This is a genomic window from Tenacibaculum aquaeponti (assembly GCF_057221555.1).
In genome coordinates, this window is sequence record NZ_CM170147.1 from 1,146,604 (window position 1) to 1,160,014 (window position 13,411).

The 13,411-nt window shown below is 30.9% G+C and carries 10 protein-coding genes; 4 read left to right on the plus strand and 6 right to left on the minus strand.

Annotated features, from left to right (window positions below; translation table 11 throughout):
- Positions 1-3 precede the first annotated feature (3 nt).
- The 5 genes from AC2TEO_RS05075 to aceB all read right to left on the minus strand — a co-directional run bounded on the left by AC2TEO_RS05075 (position 4) and on the right by aceB (position 6,317).
- Positions 4-276, minus strand: coding sequence for a hypothetical protein (locus tag AC2TEO_RS05075; RefSeq protein WP_442267075.1), 273 nt, complete (start codon positions 274-276; stop codon positions 4-6).
- A gap of 28 nt (positions 277-304) precedes the next feature.
- Positions 305-1,351 carry a hypothetical protein gene (locus AC2TEO_RS05080; protein ID WP_442267076.1) on the minus strand — a complete coding sequence of 349 codons (1,047 nt, stop codon included), beginning with the start codon at positions 1,349-1,351 and terminating at the stop codon, positions 305-307.
- 78 nt (positions 1,352-1,429) lie between these two features.
- Positions 1,430-2,773 (minus strand): microtubule-binding protein, encoded by a 1,344-nt coding sequence (locus tag AC2TEO_RS05085; protein ID WP_442267077.1) that lies wholly within the window; start codon positions 2,771-2,773, stop codon positions 1,430-1,432.
- A 231-nt stretch (positions 2,774-3,004) separates the two neighbouring features.
- Positions 3,005-4,633 (minus strand): isocitrate lyase, encoded by a 1,629-nt coding sequence (locus AC2TEO_RS05090; RefSeq protein ID WP_442267078.1) that lies wholly within the window; start codon positions 4,631-4,633, stop codon positions 3,005-3,007.
- An 88-nt stretch (positions 4,634-4,721) separates the two neighbouring features.
- On the minus strand, positions 4,722-6,317 hold the full coding sequence (aceB, locus tag AC2TEO_RS05095) for a malate synthase A (protein WP_442267079.1): 1,596 nt from the start codon (positions 6,315-6,317) through the stop codon (positions 4,722-4,724).
- 127 nt (positions 6,318-6,444) lie between these two features.
- Here aceB and AC2TEO_RS05100 point away from each other — a divergent pair, with 127 nt between their 5' ends.
- The 4 genes from AC2TEO_RS05100 to AC2TEO_RS05115 all read left to right on the plus strand — a co-directional run bounded on the left by AC2TEO_RS05100 (position 6,445) and on the right by AC2TEO_RS05115 (position 11,265).
- A complete protein-coding gene (locus AC2TEO_RS05100; protein ID WP_442267080.1) occupies positions 6,445-7,929 on the plus strand; it encodes a helix-turn-helix domain-containing protein in 1,485 nt (494 codons plus the stop codon).
- A gap of 62 nt (positions 7,930-7,991) precedes the next feature.
- Complete coding sequence (locus AC2TEO_RS05105; RefSeq protein WP_442267081.1) at positions 7,992-9,635, plus strand: acyl-CoA carboxylase subunit beta; 1,644 nt, start codon at positions 7,992-7,994, stop codon at positions 9,633-9,635.
- Positions 9,636-9,764: 129 nt separating this feature from the next.
- A complete protein-coding gene (locus AC2TEO_RS05110) occupies positions 9,765-10,490 on the plus strand; it encodes a YebC/PmpR family DNA-binding transcriptional regulator (protein ID WP_442267082.1) in 726 nt (241 codons plus the stop codon).
- Between the two features lie 16 nt (positions 10,491-10,506).
- Positions 10,507-11,265 (plus strand): hypothetical protein, encoded by a 759-nt coding sequence (locus AC2TEO_RS05115; protein ID WP_442267083.1) that lies wholly within the window; start codon positions 10,507-10,509, stop codon positions 11,263-11,265.
- A gap of 32 nt (positions 11,266-11,297) precedes the next feature.
- Here AC2TEO_RS05115 and AC2TEO_RS05120 read toward each other — a convergent pair whose 3' ends face one another.
- Complete coding sequence (locus AC2TEO_RS05120) at positions 11,298-13,403, minus strand: vWA domain-containing protein (protein WP_442267084.1); 2,106 nt, start codon at positions 13,401-13,403, stop codon at positions 11,298-11,300.
- Positions 13,404-13,411 lie beyond the last annotated feature (8 nt).

The following is a 13,411-nucleotide window of genomic DNA, read 5'->3' on the forward strand; positions in this document are numbered from 1 at the left end:
TCTTTAGTTGATTATTTTATTTTCTTTTTCTCTAGAATTTAATTCTTTCTTTATTTCCTTTATATTTTTGGAATCTTTGTAAATCATTGAAATGTATAGCATAGTAATTACAAACAAGGGTAAAAACACATTTCCTTTTAAATAGAAATAGACATAACCAAAACCTATATAAGAGATTATTAAAAGACCTAATTGAATTTTATAAGTCATTTTTCTATTTTTTAAAAGAGAACCTAATTCTTCAGTAGGTTTATCTGTAAGATCTTCTTTATTCATTTTTAAATCTTTTTCAAGTAGATTATAATTACATACTTATTTTTAAATCTGAAGTTTGAATCGGTTCTTTTGCCAACTTATTTAAGACCTCTGGTGTTTTACTATGTAATAATTGAATGATTCTGTGTGGTGCAAAGACGTATTTTCTACGATCAACTTCATTCCATTTTTGATAGGTTTGTTTTGAGAAAAAACCGCCTTCAGTAAATGTACTACCAGAAAAAACCTCATCAGTTTTAAATGATAAAGCGTACGATTCTAATGGAATCTGTTTTTTAGCAATTCCTTCTAATATTGCATGTGTTATCTTATTTTCATCTTTAGCAAACACATTATGAAGTGGACCTAAATCTAATCGCTTGATATATTTCGGATGAATATCACCAAGTTTTCTATCGATATTATGCGCCATCATATCTAACGCCATTTTTCTATCTGCAGTTTCTTTTAATACTTTATATAAAGGCTCTTTAAAGTCGTTAGATTTTCTTCCTCCATAATCAAAATACATAAAACAGATATAAGGTCTATTGTCAGAAACATCATAAAAACTCCAACTAGTAATATATTTAGCAGGACTATTTTCTGGTGCATTAATTACCTTTCCCTGTACAAACTTCTTAAAAATATACTTTGGATTAACAGAATTATAATACACTATAGATGCAGCTTGAAACAATCTTCTTCTTTTAATTGGCTCTTTTTTACGCAATAGTGTATCTAAAAATTCTTCTTTAATATCATCTACATTCTCAAGTTTACTAATGTATTCATTTCTTAAATCTAAATCATTGTAGAGATACCTAAATTCTAAATAATTAGGAAAACCAGATTCTGTAAGATCTATTTTCATATTCTCTTCTTCATCATACATATATTTAATACGCATGGCTTCAATGGAATACAAGAATAAATCTGAATATTGTTTAAATATGGTTAATTCTTGATGACTACATAAATTCTGCCTCTGAATATTCACCAATAATTCTTTTAGAATAAAGTCCAACATTTTATGGTAAAAAACATATTGTTCTTTCGAATCTAGTGTTGCAGAATCTAAAGGAGTTACAATCATATTTTATTATATATTTCTAAAAAATCTTATAAAAATTTTGATAAAAAAAGCGGTAAAAGATTACCGCTTATATATATGTTACGATAATAAATCGTCATCACTTGTTTCTGGTTCTGGATCATTTGAAGGCTCATCTCCTCCTCCAGTTGGAGCAGTTCCGTCAGCTTTATAATAATCTTCAAATAATTCTTTCATGTCAATTCCGTAACGATCTGCAAAGTTCTTTTGAATCTCAGAATCTTTCTCTCTAATTTCTTGTAATGCTTCTGCATAAGAACTATATACACCTTGCATTACTTTTTCATGTACCGGAATATTATCCATCATTTCTTGACGAGCTTTAGCACTTGCTGTATGCATAGCTGCTAAAGTTTCACCAATATGCTCATCTGTTTTTACACCTAAATGCTCTAAAATAGCAGCAAACTCTTGATCTGTTCTTGCCTTTAAAGCTACGATATAACCATCATAATATTTTAAACGCTCTTCAGTATCTGATTTTAATTTTGCTCTATGAGTTTGTAAATTACTGCGTAAAGATGTTAATACTTTAATTGTTAAGTTATGCTTGTGCACAAAACTATCTTTACTTGCTGCTAAAGTAGTATAAGCACTTTTTAACCCTTCTAATTCTTCTACTTTTTGCTCTAAAGATGTTACTTTACCAATAGCTTCAGAATATTCAGTTGATTGTTTATCTGCAATCTCTTCTAATTCTTGACGCGCTTGTTTTAATAAAGCATACTGCTCTTCTAACTGAGCTTCTACTTCTTTTTTCTTCTCTAAAGCTTTTGTATGGTTTTTAGAAGCTTCTACTATCGCTGTTTGTAATTTTTCTTCAACCTCTTTGATTTCAATTTCACGATTTTTCAAACGTGTAACTGCCGCTTGAGATTTATATGATAATTCACTTAATAATGTTTGAACATCTGCACTTTCAATACGTTCTTGAAACTTAGCTTTAGCTTTATTATCTGCGCTACTTCTAGTTTTCTCAGCCTGCTTCAAAGCTTCTTCAGCTTTTTGAATTTTACTCTTTCTTCCCCAAAGGTTATTCCACCAAGTATCTGGTTTATTTTGAGCATCTTCTAATTCAATTCTAGCTCTTTCTAATGCTTTTTGAGCATCATCTATAATTTTTTGTTCTTCTGCATTTAATGAAGAAAATTTTTCAAAAATAATACCTACTTCGTCTTGATAATCTGTTAAATCCTTAATCGCATCTAATAAAGTAGTTCTATCTTTTTCCGCCATATTCACAACATCATCTAATGTTGCATTTAATATTTTTTGACGTGTTTGTGGATCGTCTTCTTGAGCAAGCTTAGATTTCATAGTATCTATAGCCTTACCCCAGTTCACATCTACTTTTTCAGTTCTCTCATTAGAATTTGTTTCTAGTAAATCAAAATCATCAGACATTTCGTGTAAGTTTTTTAGTTGTACAATTTTTAAAGTTAGCAATTTCGTTAAAAAATATTATTTCAAAAAATAAATATTCAACAATTATAAGTATCCTTTTTACCTAAAATGTTACAATAAATTATTTAAAAAAGAAAAGCCACCTAGAAATCAGGCAGCTTTTCACTTCAAACTAGAAATTTATGTAAACAAACAACTCTCTAAAACTCACAAAAAGTTTCAGTATTAATTTTAAATATTTACTGAAGTTTCTTCCAAAACTGCTTCAGTACTTTTCACTTCAAATTGATTTGATGTATTCTTTTCTCCTCCTGCTTTAAGCGCATTATCTCCTGAGAAGAATGTTTTATGGTCGTCACCTAAATCAGAACCTGCCATTCTTTGGTGCTTCACACAAGAAACTCCTTTTCTAATTTCTTGTCTTTGTACTCCTTTTACATATGCTAACATTCCTTCTTCACCGAAGTAACCTTCAGTTAAATCATTCATATGTAAAGCGGTTGTATGATATGTTGGCAACGTAATTAAATGATGGAAGATTCCAGCTTCTCTAGAACTATCTTGTTGGAAAGTTCTAATTTTTTCATCTGCACGATTAGACAACTCTGTTCCATCATAAGCCACATCCATTAAATTAGCTCTATCGTAAGCAGAAACATCTTCTCCAGCTTCAACCATAGCATCGTAAACTTGCGTACGGAAGTTTAATGTCCAGTTAAATGAAGGTGAATTGTTATATACTAATTTTGCATTTGGAATTACTTCTCTAACTCTATTTACCATTGCAGCAATCTGACCTACATGTGGAGTTGGAGTTTCAATCCATAATAAATCTGCTCCATTTTGTAAACTTGTAATACAATCTAAAACAACTCTATCAATGTTAGTTCCTTCTCTGAACTTATATAATCCGTTCGCTAATCTTACAGGACGAACTAATTTTCCATCTCTTTTTAATAATACTTCGTTGTTAGAAACCTCATCGATAGAAACCTCTTCACATTCTACGAAATCTAAATATTGAGAAGCTAAATCTCCTGGCTCTTGACTTACTGGTAATTTTTGAGTTAAACCAGCTCCTTCAGAATCTGTTCTTGCTACGATAACTCCATCTTCAACTCCTAATTCTAAAAACGCATAACGAACAGCATTTAATTTCGCTACGAAATCTTCATGAGGTACAGTTACTTTTCCATCTTGGTGACCACATTGTTTTGCGTCAGAAACTTGGTTTTCGATCTGAATAGCACATGCACCAGCCTGAATCATTTTCTTAGCTAATAAGTAAGTAGCTTCTTCGTTTCCGAAACCAGCATCAATATCAGCAATAATTGGCACTACATGAGTTTCAAAATTATCGATTTGATTTTGTACATCTTCTCCAGCTTCTAATCTTCTGAATAAATCGTTTAATTCGATTGCATCTGCCTGACGTAAGAAATCATAAATCTCTTCGATTAATCCAGGTACAGCTGTTTTTTCGTGCATTGACTGATCAGGTAACGGTCCGAATTCAGAACGTAATGCAGCGACCATCCAACCAGATAAGTATAAATATCTTTTACTTGTAGTTTTGTAATGTTTCTTTACTGAAATCATTTTTTGCTGAGCTACAAATCCATGCCAGCACCCTAACGATTGTGTGTAATTAGCAGGATCAGCATCATAAGCTTCCATATCTTCTCTCATGATAGAAGCAGTGTACTTAGCAATATCTAAACCAGTTTTAAAACGATTTTGAGTTGCCATTCTTGCTGCATTTTCAGGACTAATAGCACTCCATGAATTCCCGAATTTTTCCTTTAAAGTTCTTACAGTTTCTAAAGCTGAACTATAACTTCCTTGTGCTAAATTTTTCATAATATTGTATCCGCTATTGAGTTATTTTATTTATTAATGACTCGCCCTTTAAATGTTGCCGCATTTTTAGGGCTTTTTTTATTTTTAATTATATGTATTGATACGCTGGTAAGGTTAAAAACTCTTCAAAGTCTTCAGATAACACTAAGTCATCAAACAATTGAATCGCTAATTCAAATCTTCTAGACTCAAAAGCTGCTTCACCAACTAATTCTTTAATTTTTTCTATCTCTTGAGCTTTAAACTCATTGTACATTTCTATATCAAAAATTCTTTCATCTTCTAATCGAACTCCTTTGTGTAGCCATTGCCAGATTTGTGTTCTAGAAATTTCTGCCGTTGCTGCATCTTCCATTAAGTTATATAATGCTGCTGCTCCATTTCCTGACAACCAACTTTCGATATATAAAATACCCACATTGATATTTTCACGAATTCCTTTTTCAGTTACAGTTCCTGTTGGCAATTCCACTAACTCCTCTTCTGTAACCACTAAATCTTCACGTTTGTTATCAACTTGATTTGGAGTTGGCATGTGCTCATTAAAAACATCCATTGCTACTTTAACTAAAGCTGGATGAGCAACCCAAGTTCCATCGTGACCATTTTTTACTTCTTGAAGTTTATCACGTTCTACTTTTGCATAAGCTGCTTTGTTTGCTTCCTCATTATTTTTAACAGGAATTTGCGCTGCCATTCCACCCATTGCATGAACTCTTCTTACATGACAACGTTGAACTACGCGTTGAGAATATGCTTTCATAAATGGCGAGCTCATTGTTACCTGAGCACGATCTGGAACTAAAAACCCTTCATGATTTCTAAACTTCTTTATATAAGAGAAGATGTAATCCCATCGACCACAATTAAGCCCAGCCATATGATCTTTTAATTCGTATATAATTTCATCTAATTGAAAACTTGCTGTAATTGTTTCAACAAGAACTGTAGCTTTAATAGTATCTTGAGCAATACCTAAATAATCTTGCGCAAAAACAAATACTTCATTCCACCAACGAGCTTCTAAGTAATGTTCTAATTTTGGTAAATAAAAATATGTTGCTGAACCTTGTTCTTGTAATACTTTAATATTATGAAAGAAGTACAATCCGAAATCTACTAAAGAACCCGACATTTCTTCTCCATCCACTACAAAATGTCTTTCATTTAAATGTAAACCTCTTGGTCTTACCAATAATAAAGCTGTTTCTTCATTCAACTGATACGTTTTATCTTTCTTTTCATTGTAAAACGAAATCGTTTTCGTATTTGCGTCAAATAAATTTTGTTGACCATTTAGTATATTAGAAATTGTTGGAGCATTACTATCTTCAAAATCTGCCATAAAAGTTTTAGCACCAGAATTTAAAGCATTAATCATCATTTTTCTATCAACCGGACCTGTAATCTCAACCCTTCTATCTAATAAATCTTGAGGCAAAGGTTTACAAACCCAATCTGAATTTCTTATTGAAACTGTTTCTTCTGGAAACGAAGGAAAATTCCCTTCATCAAAATACACTTGCATCTTGACTCTTTCCTTTAGCAACTCCAATCTTTTAGCATTAAACCTATTGTGTAACTCGACTAAAAAAACTTTAGCTTCTGGAGTTAAAATTGATTGATAAGACTGTTCTTCAAATCCCTTGAATTGAATCTCATTTAACATTGCTTTTGTTTCCATTTTTCTTCTTTTTAAAAAACTACACCACAATGATATAAAATATTTTCGGTCTCCACAAGCGAACGTTCGCTAAATTTTAAAAAAAATTAATTTTTATAAGTTCGCTTTATTCTTTACATTTGATTTTATGATCATAGAAGACGAATATATTCGCCTAATTTTTGGGCTAAAACTGAAGCAAATACGAACAGAGAAAAACCTTTCATTATTTGGCTTGGCTAAACTTACTGGTTTATCTAAATCGTATTTAAATGAAATAGAGAAAGGAAAAAAATATCCTAAAACAGATAAGATTGCAATTCTTTCGGATAGTTTAGAAGTTCCTTATGATCATTTGGTTTCTTTAAAGCTTGATAAAAACCTAGCTCCTATTGGAGAAATTTTACAATCTAAAATTCTAAAGGAAATTCCGTTAGACTTATTCGGTATTCAAGAAAATAACTTGATAGATATTGTTGCTAATGCTCCTGCTAAAGTGAATGCTTTTATTAGTACAATAATTAAAATATCACAGAATTATAATTTAACTCGAGAAAGTTTCTTCTTAGCATCTTTACGTTCTTACCAGGAAGCACACAACAATTATTTTGAAGACATTGAAGATAATGTTGAAAAGTTTGCAAAGTCGTATCATATAGATTTAACTAAAGAAATTACTTCTGCAGATTTAGAAGAAGTTTTAAAAGAAGAATTCAATTATAAAATAGATACCGAAGAATTATCTAAACATAAAAACTTAACAGATTTACGAAATATATATATCCCAAAAAAGAATACACTTTTATTAACTAATGAAATTTCTGAAGCTCAAAAAACTTTTATTCTTGCCAAAGAAATTGCCTACAACTTTTTAAAAATAGAAGATCGTTTGTATACTTTTCCTTGGATAAAGTTTGAAAGTTTCGATCAGGTTTTAAATAATTTTATTGCTTCTTATTTCGCTGGAGCATTAATTATTCCAAAGAAAAAATTAATCCAGCAGTTGAAAGAACTATTCGATAAAGAAGATTGGAATCCGCTACGACTACATAAAATCATTAAAAGTTATAATTGTTCAGACGAGACTTTTTATCAGCGTTTAACTAATATTTTACCAAAAGCTTTTAACATTAAAAACCTGTTCTTTTTACGATTCACTTATAAAAAAGATGCACCAAAATATCGATTAAGCAAAGAGTTACATATCACACAACAACAATCGCCACACGCAAATAGAAATCAAGAGCACTATTGTAGAAGATGGGTTTCATTAAAAACAATACAAAATTTTATTGCTTCTGATCAAAAAAAATCAGCATCAGGAATTCAAATTTCTTCATATCAAAATTCAAACAACGAATACTTAGTGCTATCATCAGCAAATAAAGACCCTTTCAAAAAAGATATATATAGAAGTATCAGTATAGGCATGCTTCTATCTCCACATTTAAAAAGAAAAGTAAACTTTTTAAAAGAAGACACTTTTGAGAAACAATTGGTAGGTGTCACCTGTGAATCTTGTTCTGTAAAAAACTGTGAAGAACGCGTATCTGAACCATGGATTTTAGAGAAAAGAGCACGATACAAAGAAATAGAGAATACAGTTAATAATATTATAAAATCCTATACTTAAGAGCTAAAAAAATCTGCATTGATTTTGTTATTTTAGCAATCACAAAACAAACAAACTACTTTATGGATATTAACTTCAATAAAAACGAAGATCATAATAAACTATTAGCATCGGATTTAAGACAACGATTAGCTAAAGTTAAATTAGGTGGTGGTGAAAAAAGAATTCAAAAACACCACGAAAAAGGAAAGTTAACTGCCCGTGAACGAATTGAATATTTATTAGACAACGATACAGACAGCATAGAAATCGGTGCTTTTGCTGGAGAAGGTATGTATACCGAACACGGTGGATGTCCTTCTGGAGGTGTAGTTATCAAAATTGGTTATGTAAAAGGTAAACAATGTATCGTTGTAGCAAACGATGCGACTGTAAAGGCAGGAGCTTGGTTCCCTATTACAGGGAAGAAAAATTTAAGAGCTCAAGAAATTGCAATAGAAAATAGATTACCAATTATTTACTTAGTGGATTCTGCTGGTGTGTATTTACCAATGCAAGATGAGATTTTTCCAGACAAAGAACATTTCGGAAGAATTTTTAGAAATAATGCCGTAATGAGTAGCATGGGAATTACTCAAATTGCTGCAGTTATGGGAAGCTGTGTTGCTGGTGGCGCTTATTTACCAATTATGAGTGATGAAGCTTTAATCGTAGATAAAACAGGAAGTATTTTCTTAGCAGGAAGTTATTTAGTGAAAGCCGCTATTGGTGAAGCTATTGATAACGAAACTTTAGGTGGAGCAACTACGCATTGTGAGATTTCTGGAGTTACTGATTATAAAGCTAAAGATGATAAAGATGCTTTAGATAGGATCAAAAATGTGATGGACAAAATCGGTGACTTTGACAAAGCTGGATACAATAGAATTGAAAGCAAAGCACCTGCAAAAGATGAAAATGAAATCTTCGGAATTTTACCAAAAGCTCGTCATGAACAATATGATATGATGGAAATTATTGAACGTTTAGTTGATGATTCTGAATTTGATGAATATAAAGCTGGTTACGGACAAACGATAATTACGGGTTACGCAAGAATTGATGGTTGGGCTGTTGGAATTGTAGCGAATCAACGAAAGATTGTAAAGTCAAAAGGCGCTAAAACTAAACCTAGTGAAATGCAATTTGGAGGAGTTATTTACTCTGATTCTGCGGATAAAGCTACTCGTTTTATAGCCAACTGTAATCAAAAGAAAATTCCTTTAGTTTTCTTACAAGATGTAACTGGATTTATGGTAGGAAGTAAATCTGAACATGGAGGAATTATTAAAGACGGAGCAAAAATGGTAAATGCTGTAAGTAATTCGGTAGTTCCTAAATTTACTATTGTAATAGGAAACTCTTATGGTGCTGGAAACTATGCCATGTGTGGAAAAGCTTACGATCCAAGATTAATTGCAGCTTGGCCAAGTGCTGAGTTAGCTGTGATGAGTGGAGCTTCAGCTGCAAAAGTTTTATTACAAATAGAAACAGCTGCTTTAAAGAAAAAAGGTGAAGAAATCACAAAAGAAAAAGAAGCAGAATTATTCAATAAAATAAAATCTAGATACGACGAGCAAATCTCTCCATATTATGCAGCAGCAAGAATTTGGACAGATGGAGTTATTAACCCATTAGACACAAGAAAATGGGTTTCAATGGGAATAGAAGCAGCTAATCATGCTCCAATTGAAAAACCTTTTAACTTAGGTGTAATTCAGGTGTAAGTTTACTTAAATTATAATCACCAAGACATAAAAATTTAATTAAACACCATTAATTGTTAATGGTGTTTATTTTTTATAAATACTTTGATTTTTTTACATTTGCTAACATTAAATTAATCATAGTAAAAAATGGGAAGAGCATTTGAATTTAGAAAAGCACGAAAAATGAAACGTTGGTCAGCAATGGCGAAAACTTTTACTAGAATTGGTAAAGATATCGTAATGGCTGTTAAAGAAGGTGGACCTAATCCAGAAACCAATTCTCGTTTACGTGTTGTTATTCAAAATGCAAAGGCAGCTAATATGCCTAAAGACAATGTAGCACGTGCTATAAAAAAAGCCTCAGACAAAGATACTGCAAACTATAAGGAGGTTTTATTTGAAGGGTATGCACCTCACGGTATTGCTATTATAGTTGAAACAGCTACAAACAACAATAACAGAACTGTTGCCAATGTAAGAGCTGCTTTTAATAAGTATAATGGTAACTTAGGAACTTCAGGATCAGTTGTTTTTATGTTTGATCATGTAGTAAACTTTAAAGTAAAAGAAGAATCTTTAGGTATGGATCTTGAAGAATTTGAAATGGAAATGATCGATTTTGAAGTTGAAGAAGTTTTTACTGACGAAGAAGATAATAGCGTAATGCTATATGCTCCATTTGGACAATTTGGTGCTATTCAAGGATATTTAGAAGAAAATAACATTGAAATTGTTTCTTCTGAGTTTGAAAGAATCCCAACTACAACTACTCAACTTACCACAGAACAACAAGAAGATGTAGAAAAATTATTAGAACGCTTGGAAGAAGATGATGATGTAAACCAAGTGTATCACAGCATGGAAATTCAATAATTATATATTACACACTATGAAAAAGTTTTTATACTTAGCCATTTGCCTTATAATTCTATCTGCTTGCGGGCCATCTGAAAATGGAAATATCGACAGAACCCCTCTAGTAAATAGAGTTATATCTACAAGTTATGACAGCAATGATGTATTAATCTCTAGAAAAGTTTCTGATTATTTTTACAACTCTAATAATATGGTTAGTAAAATAAACATTAAAGTAGATGATTTTCAAAATCCTGAAAGAAGTTCAGAATACACAATTCGTATCAATTTAAAAGATAATAATAGTGATTATGATACTTACAATTATGTTTTAAAAAGAGAAAATATTAATAATATTGAACAAATAGATTATAACTATGAAGGTAATCTAGTTACCTCAACAACTTCAACTTATGATAATAATGAACAAGTAGATCAGTTTTATACATATAATACAAGAGATTTAGTTGTTGAATCTAAAAGAAACAACGTCACTTACAGATTTGAGTATGATGATCAAGATCAATTAATTGAGCGAACTTTCACCATACATTATCCTGATGGAACAGTTAGATTGTCGAGAACAATGAAATACTTATATTCAGACATTAAAAATCCTTTTTACAACCACACAGCTATTGCATATAAAAGAATACAGAATTCTCCTCAATTCATAAGATATAGAGATGATGAAACACTGGTTCATGTTGAAAAAAATGATTTTAACCAACCCGTTAACATTACCTTTTTAAACAACAACAACAGTAGAAAAGAAGTAAATTATCAATATTAAAAAAACACCGCTTAATGCGGTGTTTTTCTTTGTTAATTGGCACTTATATGAGCTTTAACCAATCGAACAAATTCACCCCTAAAACCTTCTTCATCCTTACCTTTTCCTTTCTTAGCAAGTTGAATAACATCTTCTATTTTCGAATCTCCTTTATATTTAGAACCTCTTAAATGCATTCCGAATAAAGCAACTGCTGATGTAAAGTTCATATCATCTGTAGCTACAGTAGTTTTATCTTTTACCGTTTTTATTAACTCTATACTTTTTTCTCCTTTTGGTTTTTTATATCTAAACTTTACCGTTAACAACTCATCATTATAATCATTCACTATAGCTTTTGTATACTTTAAATCTGGAATTGTTTTTAAATATTCGCTATTTACATCAACAGGAATAACTTCATACAAAGCTGTTACACTATGATTACTTCCTAATTCACCTGCATCTTTAGTATCATCTACGAAGTCTTCGTCATTTAACAATCTATTTTCATAACCTATTAAACGATATGCTTGAACTTTTTTAGGATTAAATTCAACCTGAATCTTTACATCTTTAGCAATTGTATACAAAGTACCTCCAAATTCTTTTCCAAACACTTTTTGAGCTTCTTGCATCGTATCTATATAAGCATGATTTCCATTTCCTTTATCTGCTAAAGTTTCCAACTTACTGTCTTTATAATTTCCATAACCAAAACCTAAAACCGATAAAAATACTCCTGATTTTCTTTTCTCTTCTATTAATGTTTTCATTGCTTTATCTGATGATGCACCAACATTAAAATCTCCATCAGTTGCTAGAATCACTCTATTATTTCCATTTCTCTTAAAGTTTTTCTCTGCAAGTTTGTATGCTAAATTAATTCCCTCTCCTCCTGCTGTTGAACCTCCAGCTCTAAGGTTATTTAATGCTTTTAAAATCTTTTCTTTATTATTTCCTGATGTAGGCTCTAACACAACTCCAGCCGCTCCTGCATAAACAACTATGGAAACTTTATCTTTCGCTCGTAATTGATTTACTAATAATTTAAATGCTTTTTTTAATAATGGCAATTTATTAAATCCTCGCATAGAGCCAGAAACATCTATTAAAAAAGTAAGATTAGAAGCTGGTAATTCATCTTGCTCATATTTTTTCCCTTGCAAACCTATACGAACTAATTTTGTAACATCATTCCATGGTGTATTAGTAACCTCTGTAGTAATTGAAAATGGATGTTTATCTTTTGGTTGCGGATATTGATATTCGAAATAATTAATCATTTCTTCTATTTTAACAGCATCTGCAGGAATTGAATTTCCTTTATTAATCATTCTTCTAATATTACTATACGATGCTTTATCTACATCAATTGAAAATGTAGATAAAGGAGATAATGTTACCCTTTCAAAATGATTCTCGTTTATCTCTTTATAACTTTCTTCATTTTCTATTTGATAATCTCCTTTTTTGGTTGTTATAATTACACAACCATTTCTACCTGAAGTTCCATATATAGCTGTTGCATTTTTAGGTTTTATAACATTAACACTTTTTATTTTTTCTGGATCAATATTCTGAAGTGTCTTATTTAAATTCTTTTTAACAGGAATTCCATCAATTATGAAAAGAGGATCTTTTGTACCTTCTAAACTAGAAGTCCCTCTAATTTTTAACTCTTTAGTTGGTGAAGAAATAAAACCTCTGTAATATAAATTTGCAGACATGTTATTTCGCCTTACTCTTCCTCTTTTAGTTTTTTCTTTTTTAGGCGCTGGAATCACTTTATTATATTGAACTGACTCTTCTGCATCATCTTCTACAGCTTCAATTACTTCGTTTATTATAACAATTTCTTCTAATTCAACTTTTTCAGCTTTCATAGAAACAGAAATTACGGAAGAAGTTTTCACCTTTCTTTCTTCTTTTTTAAATCCTATTAGTGAAAAAACCAAAATATCTCCTTTAGATGCTTTTATAACATACTTTCCATTAATGTCTGTCGTAGTTCCTTTCTTCGTGTTTTTTATTAAAACATTTACAAAAGGCAGTACATTATTCTGTTCATCGGATACTACACCTGTGATTGTTTTCTCTTGCGCGAATGAACAAGGAATGTATAGTATTAAAACAAGTAATTGAATTATTTTTTTCATAACTACAA